General features: G+C 65.1%; 22 protein-coding genes, 2 pseudogenes and 1 riboswitch. Of the genes and pseudogenes, 10 read left to right on the forward strand and 14 right to left on the reverse strand.

Annotated features, from left to right (window positions below; all coding sequences use genetic code 11):
• Window positions 1-459, reverse strand: a complete 459-nt coding sequence (locus tag PPL01S_RS14520; protein ID WP_016391718.1) for a hypothetical protein — start codon at window positions 457-459, stop codon at window positions 1-3.
• A gap of 155 nt (window positions 460-614) precedes the next feature.
• On the opposite strand from PPL01S_RS14520, the gene ligD reads away from it, so the two are divergent.
• Genes ligD through PPL01S_RS14545 form a run of 5 tightly spaced genes read left to right on the forward strand, consistent with a single transcriptional unit; the run spans window position 615 to window position 5,951 of the window.
• Complete coding sequence (ligD, locus tag PPL01S_RS14525; RefSeq protein ID WP_016391719.1) at window positions 615-2,885, forward strand: DNA ligase D; 2,271 nt, start codon at window positions 615-617, stop codon at window positions 2,883-2,885.
• Window positions 2,882-3,925: an acyl-CoA dehydrogenase family protein gene (locus tag PPL01S_RS14530; RefSeq protein ID WP_016391720.1), complete on the forward strand. Its 1,044-nt coding sequence runs from the start codon at window positions 2,882-2,884 to the stop codon at window positions 3,923-3,925. The genes ligD and PPL01S_RS14530 overlap by 4 nt, the downstream gene beginning before the upstream one ends.
• Complete coding sequence (locus PPL01S_RS14535) at window positions 3,922-4,677, forward strand: PIG-L deacetylase family protein (RefSeq protein ID WP_016391721.1); 756 nt, start codon at window positions 3,922-3,924, stop codon at window positions 4,675-4,677. The genes PPL01S_RS14530 and PPL01S_RS14535 overlap by 4 nt, the downstream gene beginning before the upstream one ends.
• A gap of 9 nt (window positions 4,678-4,686) precedes the next feature.
• Window positions 4,687-5,286, forward strand: coding sequence for a class I SAM-dependent methyltransferase (locus tag PPL01S_RS14540; RefSeq protein ID WP_016391722.1), 600 nt, complete (start codon window positions 4,687-4,689; stop codon window positions 5,284-5,286).
• Window positions 5,283-5,951: a glycosyltransferase family 2 protein gene (locus tag PPL01S_RS14545; protein ID WP_016391723.1), complete on the forward strand. Its 669-nt coding sequence runs from the start codon at window positions 5,283-5,285 to the stop codon at window positions 5,949-5,951. Before PPL01S_RS14540 ends, PPL01S_RS14545 begins: the two co-directional genes overlap by 4 nt.
• Window positions 5,952-5,956: 5 nt before the next feature.
• Here the strand turns inward: PPL01S_RS14545 and ku are convergent, their stop codons facing one another.
• The 7 genes and pseudogenes from ku to PPL01S_RS14575 form a co-directional block, all read right to left on the reverse strand.
• On the reverse strand, window positions 5,957-6,808 hold the full coding sequence (ku, locus tag PPL01S_RS14550) for a non-homologous end joining protein Ku (protein ID WP_016391724.1): 852 nt from the start codon (window positions 6,806-6,808) through the stop codon (window positions 5,957-5,959).
• A gap of 10 nt (window positions 6,809-6,818) precedes the next feature.
• Window positions 6,819-6,947: a PSPA7_2676 family Cys-rich small protein gene (locus tag PPL01S_RS25700; RefSeq protein WP_255212391.1), complete on the reverse strand. Its 129-nt coding sequence runs from the start codon at window positions 6,945-6,947 to the stop codon at window positions 6,819-6,821.
• Between the two features lie 88 nt (window positions 6,948-7,035).
• On the reverse strand, window positions 7,036-7,638 hold the full coding sequence (locus PPL01S_RS14555) for a 5'-methylthioadenosine/S-adenosylhomocysteine nucleosidase family protein (protein WP_028625902.1): 603 nt from the start codon (window positions 7,636-7,638) through the stop codon (window positions 7,036-7,038).
• 126 nt (window positions 7,639-7,764) lie between these two features.
• Window positions 7,765-7,983: a con-10 family general stress protein gene (locus PPL01S_RS14560; protein WP_028625903.1), complete on the reverse strand. Its 219-nt coding sequence runs from the start codon at window positions 7,981-7,983 to the stop codon at window positions 7,765-7,767.
• 151 nt (window positions 7,984-8,134) lie between these two features.
• Window positions 8,135-8,662: pseudogene (locus PPL01S_RS14565) on the reverse strand (MFS transporter); the annotation flags it as partial.
• A gap of 50 nt (window positions 8,663-8,712) precedes the next feature.
• Window positions 8,713-9,313, reverse strand: a pseudogene (locus PPL01S_RS14570) (aldo/keto reductase).
• 89 nt (window positions 9,314-9,402) lie between these two features.
• Window positions 9,403-10,284: a Dyp-type peroxidase gene (locus PPL01S_RS14575; protein WP_016391728.1), complete on the reverse strand. Its 882-nt coding sequence runs from the start codon at window positions 10,282-10,284 to the stop codon at window positions 9,403-9,405.
• A gap of 172 nt (window positions 10,285-10,456) precedes the next feature.
• Here PPL01S_RS14575 and PPL01S_RS14580 point away from each other — a divergent pair, with 172 nt between their 5' ends.
• The 3 genes from PPL01S_RS14580 to PPL01S_RS14590 all read left to right on the forward strand — a co-directional run bounded on the left by PPL01S_RS14580 (window position 10,457) and on the right by PPL01S_RS14590 (window position 12,803).
• Window positions 10,457-11,143: a hypothetical protein gene (locus PPL01S_RS14580; protein WP_016391729.1), complete on the forward strand. Its 687-nt coding sequence runs from the start codon at window positions 10,457-10,459 to the stop codon at window positions 11,141-11,143.
• Window positions 11,136-11,792, forward strand: a complete 657-nt coding sequence (locus PPL01S_RS14585; protein WP_016391730.1) for an RES family NAD+ phosphorylase — start codon at window positions 11,136-11,138, stop codon at window positions 11,790-11,792. Before PPL01S_RS14580 ends, PPL01S_RS14585 begins: the two co-directional genes overlap by 8 nt.
• 111 nt (window positions 11,793-11,903) lie before the next feature.
• A complete protein-coding gene (locus PPL01S_RS14590) occupies window positions 11,904-12,803 on the forward strand; it encodes a bile acid:sodium symporter family protein (protein ID WP_028625905.1) in 900 nt (299 codons plus the stop codon).
• 5 nt (window positions 12,804-12,808) lie between these two features.
• Here PPL01S_RS14590 and PPL01S_RS14595 read toward each other — a convergent pair whose 3' ends face one another.
• Window positions 12,809-13,276, reverse strand: coding sequence for a sterol desaturase family protein (locus PPL01S_RS14595; protein ID WP_016391732.1), 468 nt, complete (start codon window positions 13,274-13,276; stop codon window positions 12,809-12,811).
• 404 nt (window positions 13,277-13,680) lie between these two features.
• Here PPL01S_RS14595 and PPL01S_RS14600 point away from each other — a divergent pair, with 404 nt between their 5' ends.
• Window positions 13,681-14,388 carry an MgtC/SapB family protein gene (locus PPL01S_RS14600; protein ID WP_016391733.1) on the forward strand — a complete coding sequence of 236 codons (708 nt, stop codon included), beginning with the start codon at window positions 13,681-13,683 and terminating at the stop codon, window positions 14,386-14,388.
• A 13-nt stretch (window positions 14,389-14,401) separates the two neighbouring features.
• Here the strand turns inward: PPL01S_RS14600 and PPL01S_RS14605 are convergent, their stop codons facing one another.
• The 3 genes from PPL01S_RS14605 to PPL01S_RS25705 all read right to left on the reverse strand — a co-directional run bounded on the left by PPL01S_RS14605 (window position 14,402) and on the right by PPL01S_RS25705 (window position 16,072).
• Window positions 14,402-14,644, reverse strand: coding sequence for a hypothetical protein (locus PPL01S_RS14605; RefSeq protein WP_016391734.1), 243 nt, complete (start codon window positions 14,642-14,644; stop codon window positions 14,402-14,404).
• A 75-nt stretch (window positions 14,645-14,719) separates the two neighbouring features.
• Window positions 14,720-15,721: a DNA-binding protein gene (locus PPL01S_RS14610; RefSeq protein WP_028625906.1), complete on the reverse strand. Its 1,002-nt coding sequence runs from the start codon at window positions 15,719-15,721 to the stop codon at window positions 14,720-14,722.
• Window positions 15,722-15,949: 228 nt separating this feature from the next.
• Entirely contained in the window at window positions 15,950-16,072 is a 123-nt protein-coding gene (locus PPL01S_RS25705; RefSeq protein ID WP_016391736.1) for a hypothetical protein, read from the reverse strand.
• Between the two features lie 53 nt (window positions 16,073-16,125).
• Here PPL01S_RS25705 and PPL01S_RS14615 point away from each other — a divergent pair, with 53 nt between their 5' ends.
• Window positions 16,126-16,308 carry a DUF1214 domain-containing protein gene (locus PPL01S_RS14615; RefSeq protein ID WP_016391737.1) on the forward strand — a complete coding sequence of 61 codons (183 nt, stop codon included), beginning with the start codon at window positions 16,126-16,128 and terminating at the stop codon, window positions 16,306-16,308.
• A gap of 55 nt (window positions 16,309-16,363) precedes the next feature.
• On the opposite strand, the gene tenA is transcribed toward PPL01S_RS14615, so the two are convergent.
• Both tenA and PPL01S_RS14625 read right to left on the reverse strand, forming a co-directional pair.
• Window positions 16,364-17,032, reverse strand: coding sequence for a thiaminase II (tenA, locus tag PPL01S_RS14620; RefSeq protein ID WP_033743676.1), 669 nt, complete (start codon window positions 17,030-17,032; stop codon window positions 16,364-16,366).
• Complete coding sequence (locus tag PPL01S_RS14625) at window positions 17,029-17,676, reverse strand: TenA family protein (protein WP_028625907.1); 648 nt, start codon at window positions 17,674-17,676, stop codon at window positions 17,029-17,031. The genes tenA and PPL01S_RS14625 overlap by 4 nt, the downstream gene beginning before the upstream one ends.
• Window positions 17,677-17,755: 79 nt before the next feature.
• Window positions 17,756-17,870, reverse strand: a riboswitch (TPP riboswitch).
• Between the last annotated feature and the right edge of the window lie 122 nt (window positions 17,871-17,992).

Consider the following 17,992-nt stretch of genomic DNA (forward strand, 5'->3'; position numbering starts at 1 on the left):
TCATTTCCTCGGTTCTTCATCGACGTCATCGTCCGTCCACGGCTCGCCGTCCAGCGGGTCGGAGCGCGCCAGCTCGGCTTCATCGAGGCCGTAGCCGCCCCCGATCTCGCGTTCATCGACCCGGCGCAACGTCTGGTCGGCTGGCCCGCCGGTTCCCAGTTCGTCCGCGTCGCGGGCACCGGTTTCATCCAGCAGCGTGTCGGGGCTGAGGTCATCCCAGGTGACGTTGTCCTCATGCGCGCTGTCGCTCAGCGCCTCGCCGCCGGTCATGCCGCTTTCGGCAACGCGCCGCGGCGGGAACGCCTGTTCGACTTCACGTGCCGGGCGCTCATCGCCCACGCGGCCCTCGCGTTCGTCGTTGCGTTGGTCGAAATCCAGTTCGTGGACGCTGCCCATGCGGTCCTCGGTGTCGTCGAGCTCGCTGGGGGTATAGGGGGTTGGGTCGTCGGGTCGGGACATGTCGGTTCTCCATCACGAAGTGGTTCATGCGGTCGACCCCGTGGCGCAGCCAATGATTCAGAGTTTTTCAGGCGGCGATTTTTTGAACTCGCCTGCGCCCTGCTCCCTCCCATTTCTAGAGAGCCTTTCTAGAGAGCCGCGTCCCGGAGCCCGCCATGGCCAAGCCCCTGCAGGAGTACCAGCGCAAGCGTGATTTCAACGCCACGCCCGAGCCCAGCGGCAAGCGCGTGCGCGGCAAGGCCCATGCCTTGCAGTTCTGCATCCAGAAGCACGACGCCAGCCACCTGCACTACGACTTTCGCCTGGAGCTCGATGGCACGCTGAAAAGCTGGGCCATCCCCAAGGGCCCATCGCTGGACCCCAAGGTGCGGCGCCTGGCCGGCAAGAAGGAGCAGTGGATGCTGGTCAAGTCCAACGATCGCGAAGCCCGCAGCGAGGCGCAGTACAGCATCGTCGACGCCCAGCCCGACAGCGTGCTCAGCGACCGCACGCTGGTGCCACGGCGCCAGGCAAAGGCCGACCAGGCGCCCAGCCGGGGCAAGCGAGTCGGTGCCGGCAAGAAGGCAGCGTTGCCCGACCGCCTGCAGCCACAACTGGCCACCCTGGTCGATTCCCCGCCCACTGGCGACTGGCGTTACGAAGTGAAGTTCGACGGCTACCGGGTGCTGGCCCGCATCGAGGGCGACGATGTGCGCCTGTTCACCCGCAATGGCCACGACTGGAGCAGCAAGATGCCTCGGCAGGTCCAGGCACTGCGCGCGCTGGGCATCGATTCGGCTTGGCTCGATGGCGAGATGGTGGTCAAGGGCGAGCACGGCGTGGCCGACTTCCAGGCCCTGCAGAACGCCTTCGACACCGACAACGACGAGCAGATCGTCTATTACGCGTTCGATCTGCCCTACCTCGGCGGCCATGACCTGCGCCAACTGCCCCTGCAGGACCGCCGCGAAGCCCTGCGCAAGCTGCTGGAGGACGAGCAGTCCGAGGTCCTGGAATATTCCGCCGATTTCGACGAGCCGGTCCAGTCCTTGCTCGACAGCGCCTGCCGGCTGCAGCTCGAAGGCCTGATCGGCAAGCGCCAGGACAGCCCCTACGTGGGCAAACGCAGTGCCGACTGGATCAAGCTCAAGTGCCAACAGCGCCAGGAGTTCGTGATCGTCGGCTACACCGAGCCCAAGGGAAGCCGCACGGCCTTTGGTGCGCTGCTGCTGGCCTTGCATGACAACGACAGCGGCGAGCTGCACTACGCCGGCAAGGTGGGCACCGGCTTCAGCACCACCACCCTGGACAGCATCCACGCCCGGCTCAAGCCACTGGAGGTGGCCAAACCCGCCTTGGCTCACCCGCCGACGGGCGTCGAGGCCCGTGGCGTGCACTGGCTCAAGCCGCAATTGCTGGCGGAAGTCGCCTACGCCCAGATGACCCGCGACGGCTCGGTACGCCACGCGGTGTTCCATGGCTTGCGCGATGACAAGCCGGCCACTGCCATCGACCTGGAGCGCCCGATGCCCGGCAAGAAGATGCCCCGCAAACAGCCGCAGGACGAACCCTTGGGTTCGTTGCGCCTGACCCACCCTGACCGCGTGATCGATGCCACCTGCGGCGTCACCAAGCGCGAAGTTGCCGCGTACTACGCCCAGGTGACCCCGTGGATCCTGCCCCAGCTCAAGGACCGCCCCGTGGCATTGGTGCGTGCGCCAGAGGGCCTGACGGGCGAGCTGTTCTTCCAGAAAAACGCCGGCCAGCTGCACATCCCCAACGTGCTCAGCTACGACAAGGCCGAGGCTGGCCAGGCGGCGATGGTCATCAACCGCCCCGATACCCTGCTCGGGGCAGTGCAGATGAACATGCTCGAACTGCACACCTGGAACGCCACCGACAAGGACTTCGACAAGCCCGACCGCTTCGTGCTCGACCTCGACCCGGACCCGGCGCTGCCCTGGAAAGCCATGCTCGAGGCCACCCAGCTCACCTTGACCCTGCTCGACGAGCTGGGCCTGAAAGTATTCATCAAGACCAGTGGCGGCAAGGGCATGCACCTGGTCGTGCCGCTGACCCGGCGGGCAGGCTGGGACGAGGTCAAAGGCTTCAGCCATGCCATCGTCGATTATCTCGCCAAGCTGTTCCCCGACCGTCTCAGCGCCGTGTCGGGGCCGAAGAACCGGGTCGGGCGGATCTTCATCGACTACCTGCGCAACGGCAAGGGCGCAACCACCGCCAGCGCCTATTCACTGCGTGCCCGCGAAGGGCTGCCGGTGTCGGTACCGATCTGGCGCGAAGAACTGGCGCAACTCAAGGGGGCCAATCAATGGAACATCGGCAACCTGCACGAGCGTTTGGCCGACCTCGACGACCCTTGGGCGGACCTGGCCAAGACCCGCCAGTCGATCACCGCGCGCATGCGCAAGCAGATGGGAATGGCATGAGCATCATCCAGGATTTCGACCTGAACACCCTCGACAGCTTGTTGCGCACCTTCAGCGAGCGCCCGCAGGCCCTGAACCTCGACACCAAGCTGGCCGAATTGATGCAAGCGCTGCTGGCCGAGCACCTGGACCTGCTGCCGCTGCCAGGCCAGGGCCATACCCTGCAGCGCTGGCAGACCCTGGCGCGGATCGCCGGCTGTGACCTGGCGCTGGCAAAACTGTACGAGGGGCATACCGACGCACTGGCGATCCTCGCTGAATGCAGCGCCGCGCACCGGGTAGGCGATGCCATATGGGGAGTGTGGGCTGCAGAGCCACCTGATGCCCGTGCGCGCATCGTCGCCCGCGATGGCGAGCAGGTGCGCCTGGCCGGGCGCAAGGCATGGTGCTCTGGTGCCTTGCAGATCGACCGCGCACTGATCACGGCCTGGACCGAGCATGACCGGCCGCAGTTGGTGGCCATCGAACTGGCCCATGCCCGCCAGCGCCTGCAGGTCGACCACTGGCAAGCCGTGGGCATGGCCACCACCACCAGCGTCGAGGTCGAATTCGACGACGCGCCCGGTATCGCCGTCGGCCAGCCCGGCCAGTACCTGTCGCGGCCCGGTTTCTGGCACGGCGGCGCGGGTATTGCCGCCTGCTGGTACGGTGCCGCCGAGGCGCTGGCCGACTACTTGCGCGAACATTGCCGCAAACCCCGCCCCGATCCCCATGCCCAGGCTCATCTGGGCGCTGTCGACGCTGCGCTCTATGGCGCCCGGGCAGCGTTGCGCGAATGCGCCGCGTGGATCGACCGCTACCCTAGCGCCGACGCCAGCTTCGAGGTGCGCCGCGTGCGTGCCCAGGTCGAGCAGTCGGTCGAACAGGTCATCCACCATGTCGGCCGCGCCCTGGGCGCCACGCCGTTCTGCCGCAGCAGCCATTTCGCCCGCTTGAGCGCCGACTTGCCGGTCTACCTGCGCCAGAGCCATGCCGAGCGTGACCTGGCCGCGCTTGGCCAACAGGTGGCCCAGGTGCCTGCTGGAGCCTGGCAGCTATGAACGAGAATCTGATTCAAGCCAACGAGGGTACGTCCTGGGCCGCCTGGCAGCAGTCCGCGCACCTGGCCCGAGCAAGTTGGATCGACCCCGATCAGCTATGCCCTCCGGGCCGGCGCCTGGTGCTGCTGGCCCCTCACCCGGATGACGAAATTCTGATGGCCGGTGGCCTGCTGGCCGGCCTGCATGGCCGCGAACGTGACCTGTTGCTGGTATCGGCCACCGACGGCGAAGGCAGCCACCCCGATTCACCGACCTGGAGCGAGCACCGCCTGCGTCGCCAGCGGCCGCTGGAAAGCCGGCATGCCCTGCAGCAGTTGGACCTTGACCTCAATCAGCTGGATTGGCGCCGTTTGCACCTGAAAGACGGCGGCCTGCCGCGCGACGAGGCATTTCTGGTCAACCACCTCAACCAGTTGCTCAGGCCCGATGACCTGCTGATGACCACCTGGCGCGGCGATGGCCACTGCGACCATGAAACGCTCGGTCGCGCCGCAGCGCAGGCGGCCCAGGCGCGCAAGGTACAACTGGTGGAAGTGCCGGTCTGGGCCTGGCACTGGGCGCAGCCCGACGACCCACGGCTGCCCTGGCCGCGGGCGCACCGCATTGCCCTTGATGAAAGCCGACTGGCCCGCAAGCGTCAGGCCCTCGCCGCGCACCATAGCCAGCTGGAGCCGGATCAGGACCGGCCTGCGGTCCTGCCGGCCACGCTGCTGGAGTGCATGTTGCAGCCGTTCGAACTGGTTTTTCTCTAGGGGATGCTCATGAGTCTCGATGCCCACTACTTTGCCGATTTGTATGCTCACAACGAAGACCCCTGGGCATTTCGCACCCGCTGGTACGAGCGGCGCAAGCGCGACGTGACGATGGCCAGCCTGCCGCGTCAGTACTACCAACGGGTTTTCGAGCCGGCATGCGCCAACGGCGAGCTCAGCGCAGCGCTTGCCGAGCGGTGTGCCGAATTGCTCTGCCAGGACCTTGACCCGACGGCGGTGAGGCTGGCCCGGGCACGCCTGGCCCTGATGCCCAACGCCACGATCGAGCCAGGCCGCTTGCCCGCCGACTGGCCGGGCGGGCGCTTCGATCTCATCGTGCTCAGTGAAGTTGGCTACTACCTGGATCCGACCGACTGGCTGCAAGTGATCGAGCAAGCGGTCGCCAGCCTGACCCCAGACGGCGCCGTACTGGCCTGTCACTGGCTCCATCCCATCACCGGCTGCCCGCAGGACGGCCGTGAAGTTCATCACTTGCTGGCCAGGCACCTGCCGCTGTATCCGGTGTGTCGCCACGAGGAAGCGGACTTTCTGCTGGAGTACTGGTCCTGCCAGCCCAGCGCGGTGGACCTGCATGAGACTTGCCCATGATCGCCGTGGTGATCCCAGCCCATAACGAGGCTCGGCGCCTGGGCCGTTGCCTGAGGGCCCTGGCCCAGGCGGTCGTCTTGGCCGAGCAGGCAGGTCATCGGGTGGAAGTGCTGGTAGTGCTGGACCGTTGCGCCGATGGCAGCGCCGCCGTGGCGCGTCAGCATGGGGTGCATACCCTGGCGCTGGACGCTGGCTGCGTCGGCATGGCCCGGCGGCTGGGCGCTGCGCTCATGCTCGAGCGCGGTGCCTGCTGGCTGGCCTGCACCGATGCCGACAGTCAGGTGCCACCTCACTGGTTGCTGTCGCAGTTGGCCTGCACCGCCGAGGTGGTCTGTGGCACCGTGCATGTCACGCGGTGGCAACCTTGGCAACACGCCGCGCTGCGCAAGCGCTATCTCAGCGGCTACCAGGCCTGCGAGGGCCACCGGCACATCCATGGCGCCAATCTGGGCGTGTGCGCGCAGGCTTATGAGCGCGCGGGCGGGTTCCAGCCATTGGCAGCCCATGAAGATGTACAGCTGGTGCACGACCTGGAGGCCAGTGGCGCGCAGATCGTGTGGACGGCCAGGCATAGCGTGGCGACCAGCAGCCGCCGCGACAGCCGGGCGCGGGAAGGGTTTGGCGATTATCTGTCAAGCCTGGAAAGCACCTTGCAATGGCGCTGATTGGATCAGGAGGCCTTGCGCGGGCGCTTGGCCGGTTTTTTCTCCGCCGGGGCCTTTTTGCTGGTGCCCTTGCCACCCAGGCTGCGCTTGAGCAGCTCGGTCAGGTCGATGATATCGGCGCCCTTCTCGGCCGCGCCGCCCTCGCCCTTGTCGACCACGGCGATCTTGCCCTTGCTGGCCTTTTCCTCGACCAGGTCCATGATGGTCTGGCGGAACGCGTCATGGTACTCATCCGGCGCCCAGGCCCCACTCATGTCCTCGACCAGGCGCTTGGCCATGTCCAGCTCGCGCTTGTCGACCTTGGTATCGGTCACGCTCTTGTCCAGCTCAAGGGACTCGACCCCGCGCACCTCACCGGGCCAGCGCAGGGTGATCATCACCAGCGCCTCGTCCAGCGGGCGCAGCAGCGCCAGGTGCTGGCGGGTGTGCAGCACCACCGTTGCCAAGGCCACTTTGCCGGTGCTTTCCAAGGTTTCGCGCAGCAGCGCATAGACCTTGCCGCCGCGCCGATCGGGGCTCAGGTAGTAAGGGGTATCGAAGTGCTGCAGGGGGATTTCGCCGGCGTCTACGAAAGAAAAGATGTCGATGCTCTGGGTCGCTTCCGGCCGCGCCTTGCGGACCTCGTCCTCGCTGATCACCACGTAGCGCCCCTTCTCGTATTCGACACCCTTGACGATGTTGTCCTTGTCGATGTCCTTGCCGGTGACCTTGTTGATCCGCTTGTAGCCCACCGGCTCCATGCTGCGCTTGTCGAGCCAGTCGAAGTCGACCCGTTCGGTGCGCACGGCCGTGTTGAGCGAGACCGGGATATGCACGAGGCCGAAACTGATAGCGCCTTTCCAGATTGCCCTGGCCATGGCGAGCCTCCTAGGGATGCACGGGTTGGCGGCTGCGCATGGCGCCGCAGCGCGCGCATTGCTGGCAGTGCAGGCCATCGGCCTCGGGGCTGGCCAGGGTACGCCAGGAGCAGCCACGCAACAGGCAGACAAAGGTCATCAGCCACCTCCTCGGGCCCGAAAAGGTCGGGCGCTTACTTGAAGTGACTGCGTGGCGCCGTGAAGGTTTAGTCCAACTGTGGCTGGCTTCAGCCTGCGCTGCTGAACAGCACGCGCTTGAACGCCTCCGCGGCCAGGTGCACCTGCACCGACCAGTCTTGCGCTGCATCGCTGCCCGCGTCATCGGAGATGTATTTCAGGCAAACGAAGGGAATGCCTTCGCTGCGGGCGATCAGCGCCAGCACATAGGCTTCCATGTCGACGATGTCATAGGGGGCCTCACCATGACTGATCTCGAAGCTGTCGCCGCTGCCGCAGGTGCCCAGGGGCAGGCCGGGAATCGCCTCGCCATGCTCCAGCAGCACAGGAATGTCCGACAGCGGCGTCTGGTAGCGGGCAAAACCCAGCGGTGTCACGTCCATGTCCCGCTGCACGAAACGCGTGCAGCACACCACATCGCCTTTACCATACTGCTGGCTGCCGGCGGAACCGAGGTTGACGATCAGCTTGGGGCGCTGCTGCTGCACGGCCTTGGTCAGGGCGATGGCGGCATTGACCTTGCCGATGCCGGTGAACACCGTGGTGAACACCGTGTTGACGTCGGCGAAGACACTGCCGGCTTCGGCTTCGAGGGCGAAGACGAACAGGGTGTCATCGAGGGAGATGTGCGGGAATTGCTTGATCAGCAGCATGGTGCGGCGGGTTCCGAATGGTTTGCGTAGGCGCTGACATTGTCGGCGAACCCTGCCCGATTGCAAGTGTTCGGCAAAGCGAGGGCCATGCAGTACCGGGTTGCCCCGGTACTGCGCAGGCTTCAATTACGAGCGGCCGCCCTTGTGGCCCGACTCGCGGTCCTTGTTCATGTCGGCGTCCTTGCGGCCCGACTCGCGGTCCTGGGCCATGCCGCCCCCCGAAGACTGCCCGCCTTTGCGGCCAGCATCGGACGCTTTCTGCCGGTCATTGGCGAAGTTGCCTGGGTTCTTGGTGCCACCCTGGCCGCCCTGGCTGCCGGTACGGCTGTTCTCTTTGTTAGCCATGGTCTGAAACCTCATGTGACTTCGAAAGTGCACGGCAAATCGCCGTACATAGGTTCGGAGTTCGGCGATGGTGAGGGATTCGTTTTATCGCCAGGCGTTCGGACCGGTGGCGTTAAATAAACGGCAAGGGATTATTTGGCGTGCAGGATTGTCAGCCGCCGTTGTCCAGTTGCCGCTGGTGCCTGCCCAGCCAGCCACCGGTCAGGCCCCAGGCCACGGCGATCAGTGCGCCGATCAGCATCGCCAGCTGCGGGTGCTCGGCCAGCACGTCCAGGCCGCGCTTGACCCAGCCACTCAAGGCATCGCCACCCCGGTAGACCACGGGGTCGATGAAGTTCTTGGCCTTGTACTTGTCCTCGGCGGGCAACACCGTGAAGAGCATTTCCCGCCCGGGCCTCACCAGCGCGTACTCGCCGGCCCGACGAACTACCATCACCACCACGAACACCGCGAACACTGGCGCCAGGGCCAGCCACAGGAACCCCGCCGCCATCACCAGCGGCACGGCGACCAGCAGCACGCCGACACCCATGCGCCTGGCCAGGCGCCCGGTGATGAATACCTGAGTGAGAATGGCCAGTGCCTGCACCACGCTGTCGATCAGGCCGAAGACCTGGGTCTGGCGGGTGCGGTCGGTGAAGGTCTCGCTGACGATGCGTGCCTGCTCGAAATAAAGCCAGGCTCGATGTTCAGCCCCTGGACCAGCCGCTCGCGCCAGCGGGCCATGGCTTAGCCGAACTGCTGGATCAGCGCCTGTTGCTGCGCCTGGCTGAGCAAGGGCTCATGCCCGGCCTTGAGCTGGTCGAGCTGGCGCTCGGGACGGCCGGTTGCGGGGATCACCGTAGTGACCGCCGGGTGGCTGATGGCGAACTTGAGAAACAACTGTGCCCAGCTGCCGATGCCGGCTTCTGCTGCCCAGGCTGGCAGCGCCTGGTCCTTGACCCGGGCGAACAGGCGGCCATCATCGAAGGCCCGGTTGACCAGCACCGCCACGCCCTTGTCCTGGCACAAGGGCAACAGATCCCGCGCAGCGTGCGGGGCGTTGACCGAATAGTTGGTCGGCGCCGCCGTAGTTCGGCGAGGTGTCGATGACCTTGCCGCCGCCGTCGAAAAACGCCTTGAGCACTGCCTTGAGCTGCTGATATTGGGCAGAATCGGGTGCCACTTCGAAACTGCCGGAGGTACCCGCGCCAATCACCGGCAAGGACTCACCGGTGGACGGGACCTTGCGCGACAGCAACTCGTTGGCAGTGGCGGCGTGCAGCCAGGGGCTGACGGCCAGCAAGCCCAAAGCCGCACTGGCACGTAGGACATCGCGACGACCATACATGGCAAAGCTCCCGTCATAAGTCGGAAACTTTCAAGCCTAGCCGCGCCAGCCTGAGCGGGTCGCTGATTTCGTATCTGAATGTTTAGGGCTTAGCCCTGCAGCAGCAGGCTCAGGTCAAGACCGTCCGCGGTCATCGGCGGGCACCAGTAGTAGCCACCGGTCAGCGGGCGGCTGAAGCGGTAGAGGCCGTCGATGATGCCGTCTTCCAGGCCACTCATGCGCCGCAGTTGAACTTCGAAGGCTTCCAGGCTGTGCCCAAGGGCGACGAATGCCAGGCCTGCGCCACGACTGTCGGCCCAGGCCACCGAGCGGCGCACCATGAATGCCTCGGGCTCGAAGCTCTCCTGGGCGGTGCGCTTGACGTGGGCCGAGGCCGGGGCGTCGTCGAGTTCTTCGTTGTCACTCAAGCGGCGACCGATGATGTTGTCCTGCTCAGGCTGGGGCAGCGACTTGAAGTACTCCAGGTCGTGCTTCCACAACTGGAAGGCGGCAAAGCTGGAGCCTGCCAGGCCTGGCTGCTCGCCGGCGACGATGGCGGCTGCCACGGCGTCTTCGTCGAGCGGGTTTTCGGTGCCGTCCTCGTAGCCAGTCAGGTCATGGCCGCCACGGTGCAGGAAGCCGTCGACGCTGTCTGCCAGGCGCAGGGCCGGCGCCAGCAGGTGTTCGAGCACCTGGGCCTGCAGCAACAGGTCGCCACGTTCCTCACCCCGTAGCCACAGCCACAGGCCGTGCTGGGTGCTCGGGTTCTCCACCACCGCATCCAGTTGCGGAAACGCGCGCAGGCCAGGCACTTCGCGGCCCAACGCTTTCACCAGCGGTGCACCGACGGCGAGGATCAGGCGCTGGCCATCCACGTGTGGCTGCAGCGCATCCAGCACCGCCGGCAATGCTTCGGGTGTGTGCAAGGTGAAGAACAAGTGGCGGGCCTGGGTCGGCACCGGGGTGGCAAGCAGACCTTGCTGGAACGGCATGACGGGCTAATCCTTTCGGTAAAAGCGCGAATGCTACTGCGCCAGCATCGCCACCGCAACGCAACCCAGTGCCGCAGGGGCCCCCTGTGCACCCGGCTTGCGGCAGCTCCGGCTTGCGGATAGGATGGTTAGCATCGAAAAGCGGTAATCATGATTGCCGCGAGGAGGAGCGATGGCCCAAGCAGCAGACATCTTCAGTATCAGCCACCCCGCTGTCGGCAACGTCCGGGAGTTGCTTGCACGCCTGGAGAAAGCCAAGGGACGCGCGCAGTCGAAGACCGGGATCGTCATCGAAGTGAACGCCGACAGCGCCAAGCAGCTGGATGTGTACGTGAGTGCGCTGGAAATGCTGGGTCAGTACTTTTCCGCTCGGGTGGCCGGCGCGCCCGAGGAAGCCGTGAAGCTCATCGTGCAGGCCCTGGTGCCGGCCAAACCGGTGACCTCCACGCAGCTCAAGCAAGCGCAAATGCTGGCCAAGGCCAAAACCGCCGTGCTGCAGAGCGGTGATTGGGTGAGCGCGGGCGAAATCGCCAGCCTGGCCAACTTCAGCAGTGCCAACCCCAGCTCGCAATCGAGCAAGTGGAAGCGCGACAAGCGTCTGTTCGCCATCCGCCATGAAGGGGTCGATTATTTCCCGCTCTACGGCCTGGATGAAACGGCCAGTTATCGCCCCCTGCCCGCCCTCAAGGAAATCGTCAGCGCGCTTGAGGCGGTCAAGGATGGCTGGGAAATGGCCTACTGGTTCATGTCGGTCAACAGCTGGCTTGGCGGCAAGCGCCCGCAGGACCTGCTGCGCAGTGCCCCGCAGCAAGTTCTGGTTGCTGCACAGGAAGAGGTTGCCGGTATCACCCATGGCTAGGCCACGCAAGGCACCGGTACCCGGTGAGGCGTTGAACCTTACGTTCATCACCCTCCCCGCCGGCACCCTGCTCCATCGCATTCACAGCAGCCGCTTCGGCGCCACGCAATACAACCCGACAGGTGGGGGCAATGCCCGGTTCAGCCCGATCAGGAATGCCGCCGGCCAGGTCGTGCCTACGCTGTATGCAGGCTCCACGTTCCACTGCGCAGCCATGGAAACGGTCTTTCACGACGTACCGTACGCTCCGGGTTTCAAGACCGTGCAGCAGCGCCGATTCGCTGGCAACCTGCATTCGTACGTCTTGCTGGGCAGCGACCTGCAACTGGTCGACCTCTCCAGCAAGGCCCTGCGCCTGCTGGGTGTGCCGCGTTCGCAACTGATCGACACCGAGGCCGACCACTACCCCTGCACGCGCCAGTGGGCTGAGGCCATTCATGCGTTTGCCCCTCACGCTCAGGGGCTGCGCTGGGTATCGCGGCAGGACGATGAGGCCGTGGCGATTGTCCTGTTCGGCGACCGAGTGGCCGGCAACGACCTCAAGGCCCAGGCGCCCAGCCGTGATCTGCTGAACGACCCGGGGACGTTTTCCGACCTGCTCGACCTGGCCGAGCGGATCGGGGTTCTGCTGCTGCCTGACGCCGACTGAAGTGCAGTCGCGTCTTCGGTAACAAAAGGTTACCAAGAGCTGGTGCCTTGCAATTAGCTATCGCCAAGGCGCGGCCTAGACTCTTCGGATCCTTCATCCGAGTGCTTGCCCATGACCGCCTCGCCGCTGCTCACCGCCTTCCTGCCACTGGCCCTGGGCTTCATCATGCTCGGCCTTGGGCTATCGCTGACGCTGGCCGATTTCGCCCGGGTGGTGAAATACCCCAAACCGGTGGTGATCGGCCTGGTGTGCCAGATCTTGCTGCTGCCTCTGCTGTGCTTCCTGATCGCCAACGGTTTTGGCCTGGAGTCGGCACTCGCGGTGGGCCTGATGTTGCTGGCGGCGTCACCGGGCGGCACCACCGCCAACCTGTTCAGCCACCTGGCCCACGGCGATGTGGCGCTGAACATCACCCTGACGGCCGTCAACTCGCTGATCGCGATCCTCACCATGCCCTTGCTGGTGAACCTGTCGCTGGCCTGGTTCATGGCTTCGGACCAGGCCATCCCGCTGCAGTTCGCCAAGGTCATGCAAGTGTTCGCCATCGTCCTGCTGCCGGTGGCGCTGGGGATGCTGATCCGTAACTGGACGCCCGTTTTCGCTGGCCGCATGGAACGGCCGATGAAGGTGGTAGCCGCATTGTTCCTGGCATTCACCATCGCCCTGGCGCTGGCCAAGGACTGGCAGACGGTGGTCGCGTACGCGCCTCTGGTGGGCATGGCCGCCTTACTGTTCAACCTGGTCAGCCTGGCGGTGGGTTACTGGGTGCCACGCTTGCTCGACATCCCCAAGCGCCAGGCCATCGCCATCGGCATGGAGATCGGCATCCACAATGGCACCCTGGCGATCGCCCTGGCCCTGAGCCCATCACTGTTGAACAATGCCACCATGGCGGTGCCGGCAGCGCTGTACAGCCTGATCATGTTCTTCACCGCCGCTGCATTCGGCTGGTGGGTGAGCCGCGGGCGGGCCGCTGCGCTGCCTCAGTCCAAGGGTGAAACACTGAACTGAGCGGTTCAGGTGCGATCGCGCCGGGCCTGCAATTGGCGCTTGAGCACCTTCAGCGGCGGCGCATAGAAAAAGCCGAACGACACACTGCCGGTCCGCCCTTTGACCGCATGGTGCAGGCGGTGGGCACGGTGCAGCCGCTGCAGGTAGCGGTTCACCGGGCGCGGCTGGCGCGGCCAGTGGCGGTGGAAGAAGCCATCATGGGCCAGCACGTACAACACCCCGTAACCCGCCACGCCGGCGCCTACCCACTGCAGCGGCGCGTGGCCGGCCTTGCCAATGGCCACCAGCACGGCAGCGATCAGCCCCAGGGCCAGCAGGTAGACGTCGTTGGTCTCGAGCATGCCCAGCTGCGGTTCATGATGCGAACGGTGCAGCCACCAGCCCCAGCCATGCATGATGTACTTGTGCGCCAGCGTGCCGACACCTTCCATGGCCACCAGGGTGCCGAGCAGCACGAGGAAATTGAACAGCATGAAACGGTCCGGATGAAGGTCAAGAGTGCCGCAAGGGTACCGATTGCCCACTGCTTTTGCCATGCAACAGTGACCGGTTGTAGCGCATTTCCCGATTAATCGATTGTCATGTTTCTACCCTTGACCCCTGTGGCTGCCGGGCGTAAGGTCCGCCGCGCAATTTCGCATCCCTGAACAGGAGTCCTGCATTGGACAGTAGCCCCAGTCGCTTGCGACAGGCCCACTCGGCGAGCTAGTCCGGCAGCGTTCTGCCACTGTCTCGCCTTCGGCCAGACGGTGGAATTCTCCCAGCCTCTTGCGGTTGTTCTCACCTCTTCCCTTCGTGGTCCTGCGCATTTCTGGTTTTTCGACCACGCCATCCTGATGGCGTCAGAGCGGGCGCTTGCCCGTGCAAGAGGTTTGCTATGGATTGGAAAGTCTTTCTGCTGCGCGTCAGCATAGCCCTGGTGCTCGGCGCTCTGATCGGTGCAGAGCGGCAACTGCGCCAGCGCCTCACGGGCCTTCGCACCAATGCACTGGTCAGCACCGGTGCCTGTCTGTTCGTGCTGATGACCCAGGCGGCGCCGGGCATGGCGCCCACCGACGCGTCACGCATTGCCGCCTATGTGGTGTCGGGCATCGGTTTTTTGGGTGGCGGCGTGATCATGCGCGACGGCTTCAACGTACGCGGCCTGAACACCGCTGCCACCCTGTGGTGCACCGCAGCGGTCGGCGTGCTGTGCAGCCTGGGCCTGCTGCTCGAGGCAACGTTGGGCAGCCTGGTGGTGTTGTGCGCCAACATCCTGCTGCGCGACATCGCCCAGCGCCTGGACCGCCAGGAAGTGCTGCCGGCCACTGAAGTCGAGCAACGTTACGAGGTACGTATCGTTTGCCGCGCCGAAGATGAAATCCAGGTGCGCAGCCTGATGCTGCACAGCCTGGGCGACCCCGACCTGCGCTTGCAGTCGCTGCACAGCGAAGACCTGCCCAACCCGGCACGCCTGGAAGTGCGCGCCGAGTTGCTGGGCACCGCGCAGGCGCCCGCCCAACTGGAGCGCCTGGTCAGCCGGGTGAGCCTGGAAAAAGGGGTCAGCGCGGTGCGCTGGCAGCTACAGCCGCTGGCCACGGATTGAGCCCCCTGCCCGTTCAGGTATCGGGGTCATCCACATGAGCCTGTACGGCTTCCTGCAGGGCCCGGACATGGGCCTCGTCGGCCAGGGCCTTGAGCGCCAGCCAGTCGTCCCAGTCGATGGCGCCGTCGTCGCGCAAGGCCTCGGCGGTTCTCACCAGTTCGTGGTGGTAAGCGTCCGGGGATTCTTGCCGGTAGCTGGCGTCATCGTACTGGGCATACCAGGCTTCAAGTTCGGGAATGCTGCGTTCGATGCTCATGGCTGTGCCCTTTTGCCAGACCTTTGAAGGTCTGAGCGCTGTGGGGGCGCAGGGTTCAACGGCAATGCGCAGCCTTCACCGGCCTTTTTCGAGCGTCTGGCCTGCAGTCAGCTGACTTCGGCAGGCCTTGAGCGCTTCGTCGCGGTCGAGCAATTGCTCTTTCAGGTAATCCAGTTGCCGCCCTTGCTCCGCACAGAGTCCACGCTTGTCTTCCAGAGACTGCTCCTGCGCCTGCAACTGCCGGCGCATTTCGTCGCTGGCGCCCTGGGCCTGGGCCAGGATCGTGCGCAGACCCTGGATCTGTGCGTCGCGTTGCTCCAGCAACTGGTCCAGCGCCTGGCGTTCGCTGCTGGCCTGGCGGTGCTCGCCCAGCAGTCGCTCGTTGTCGCGGTGCAGGCGGGTCAGTTCGTCCTGCTTGACGATCATGCCCTGCTGCAACTGGCGCAGTTCGACTTGCAGCTGTTGCATCTGGGCCTCGTGCCGACGTTGCTCCTGCTCACGCTGTTCGCGGCTCGCCGTGCGGTAATGCTCCAGGGCGTCGCGGGCATGCCGGTGCTTGTCCTCCAGCGAGCGTACTTGTTCATCCTTGTCGGTCAGGCGCACCTGAAGCTCGCCCAGTGCCTGGTTGAGGCTGGCGCTGCGCAGCTGCTCGGTCTGCAACGTGCTGAGCGTGGCGGTCAGGCGTTCGGATTCGGTTGCCAGCGCAGCAGCCTGGATCTGTTGTTGCTGGTGCGCTGCCGCCAGGGCCTGCTGGGCCAGATCCAGTTTCGCTTCGAGCTGCTCTCGTTGTTCATGGAAGGCCGCTTCGGTTTGCTCGATGCGAGCGTCCGCTTCTTCCTGCAATTGCGCAGCCAGTTGCGCCACCAGCTTCGACAAGGGCTCGCTGAGTGCGGCCTCGCCCTGCAGGGCGGCCGGCTTGAGTGCTTCCAGTTCTTTGAGATAGCGATGAATGGTGGTCTTGGAGCCTGTATTACCCAGCTGGATGCGTACTGCATCGATGCTGGGGTGCTCGCCCCGGGCTATCAGCACTTGCCGCGCCTGTTGCACTACCGCCTTGTTGATTCCGCCCCGGGCCATGCTCGCTCCTACGATTTCGTACCATGTTACGTATTATGTAATTACGTGCGTATTGTCCTGTTTGCTCGCTGGTTTTTCAACGCCTTTATCACATTGAATAATCACGGCTTATCGCATGTGAGGCCTTGGATTGGCGAAATTTCGAGCCCTTTGCTGTACGCATAAAAAAACCCGGCCCTGAAACCACGGGGCCGGGTTTGTCGGCAAAACGCCGACCAGCGTCGATGATCAGTTGTGGCGAGGTTCCTCAGGCTTCACCAGCCACGCGGCGAGCGCCGGCAGCAGCAGAAGCACTGTCACCAACGCCAGCGGGACGACGACGCACAGCGTGATGCGCCAGCTGCGGAACATGAACAGGCACAGCAGCGTGCCGAGGCGAACAGCGCGCCATTGACAACCGGGCGATGAAGTTCAACAAGGACGGGACCGTCACTGTGCGCTTCGGGCCCAAGGCGCAGTGTGGCGAGGTCGCGAACTGGTTGCCGACCCCAGGGGACAACTGGTACCTGGGCATGCGCATCTACCGCCCCGGCGAAACCGTGCTCAGCGGCGCTTACACCATCCCTCAGCCGACAGATATCAAGTGACAGCCATCCGCGCCGGGTTGTGGGTGATTGCCCGCAACCCGGCGTGGTTCCAGCCCTAGGCCTTCAGGACATCGAGCCCCATCTGCCAGAAGTCTGCCTCCAGCCGCGAGGCCTGGCCGAAGATGCCTGCCAACTCGACGAAACGCTGCTCGGTCATGCTTCGCGCTGCCAGTTCATCAAGGTGCTTGCGCGCCGCAGCCGCCACGCCCTGATAGGCCTCACCGGCGTACTCGCCAATCCATTCACGGTACGGATGGTCGCTCAAGTCGCCGATACGCTCGGCCAGGGTGCGGCCGATTTCCGCGTAGCCGATCACGCAGGGTGCCAGCGCCACATGCAGCTCGAGCAGATCGCCCGCGGCGCCGCAATCCAGGACATAGCGGGTATAGGCCACCGTGGCCTGGTGCTCGGGCGCTGCCTCGATATCGGCCTGCGACAACCCCCAGCGGGCACACAGGCGCAGGTGCAGTTCGGTTTCATCGAGGATCGCCGCAAGTCCGGCCTGGGCCGCGCGGATATCGGCAGGCAGGCGGCTCTTGTAGGCGGCCAGTGCCCAGGCGCGGGCGAACTGGATGAGGAACAGGTAGTCCTGCACCAGGTACTCACGGAACGCCGCCTCAGGCAAGGTGCCCTCGCCCATCTGCCGCACGAAGTCGTGGTCGACGTAGCGGGCCCATTGCGGCGCGGCTGCCGATTTCAGGCGCGCGAAGATATCCATGCTCATGCTTGCTCCTCATAGATGGCGTCGAAGAATGCCAGTTCCAGTGCCACGGCACGCGCGTAGAAATCGCTGCTCCGAGCAGCCTCCTGGGGCCCGACCCGGTCCAGTTCGGCTTGCAGGAACGCGACGAAATCAGCGAACGCAGGGTTGTCGTGCAAGGTGATCCACTCGGCATGCACGAAGTTGCCCGGCAGCGGTTTGCGCGCCTGGGTCGCCCAATCCAGGTACAGCCCTTCGGCGACGTTGAGCACCGACAGCGCGGCGGCATAGGAGCGCGTGGCGGCCGCCTCGCGCATGAGCGCCTTGAAGCCGGCGGTAGGTGGGCTGTCCGCAGGTTCGGTGCGTTGCGCCGGGCTGACGTCCAGTGCCTCGAAGGCACGCAGGAAGTAGGTGTTCTCGTCGCTGCAGATCATGCCGACAAAGCGACCGATCCGCAGTCGCGCTTCGAAGGTGTCGGCGGTGGCGATGGCCGCGCCGAGCAAGGTCACGAAGCTGTCGATGAAGCGATGATCCTGCACCAGGTAGCGGACCATGATCGGGTCCGCCACGCTGCCATCGCAGAGTTCACGGACGAATCGGTGGCCGACGGCGGCCGACCAGGTTGCCCGGTTCTGCCGGCGCAGGGTCTCGCTGAAACGTTCGGTCAAGGTGCTGTCCTCCATAGGGTGACAGCGAGGCCCTTTATGGCTGGGCACGGAGCGGCCTCGCAGTGAGGCCGGCAAAAAGGCAGGTCGTAAGTCCCATCCCTTCGCCGGCATGATCCGGATCAGGTTCGAAGGGTCACCGCGCTGCAGGTGCCAGCGGTTTCTCAGCCTGTCGCCGGGCTCCCCTTGGTGGCAGGAGGTATACAGGAGCAGGGGCAGGATGCCAAGGCGCTGGTGTGATCGTGCCCCGCTCGAGCCCACCGGAAATGGGCCCGAAGAGCCCCATTTCCGGGCTCCAATCCCCAGCCCTTGACGTCCA

It is taken from the genome of Pseudomonas plecoglossicida NBRC 103162 = DSM 15088, assembly GCF_000730665.1.
Classification (GTDB): domain Bacteria; phylum Pseudomonadota; class Gammaproteobacteria; order Pseudomonadales; family Pseudomonadaceae; genus Aquipseudomonas; species Aquipseudomonas plecoglossicida.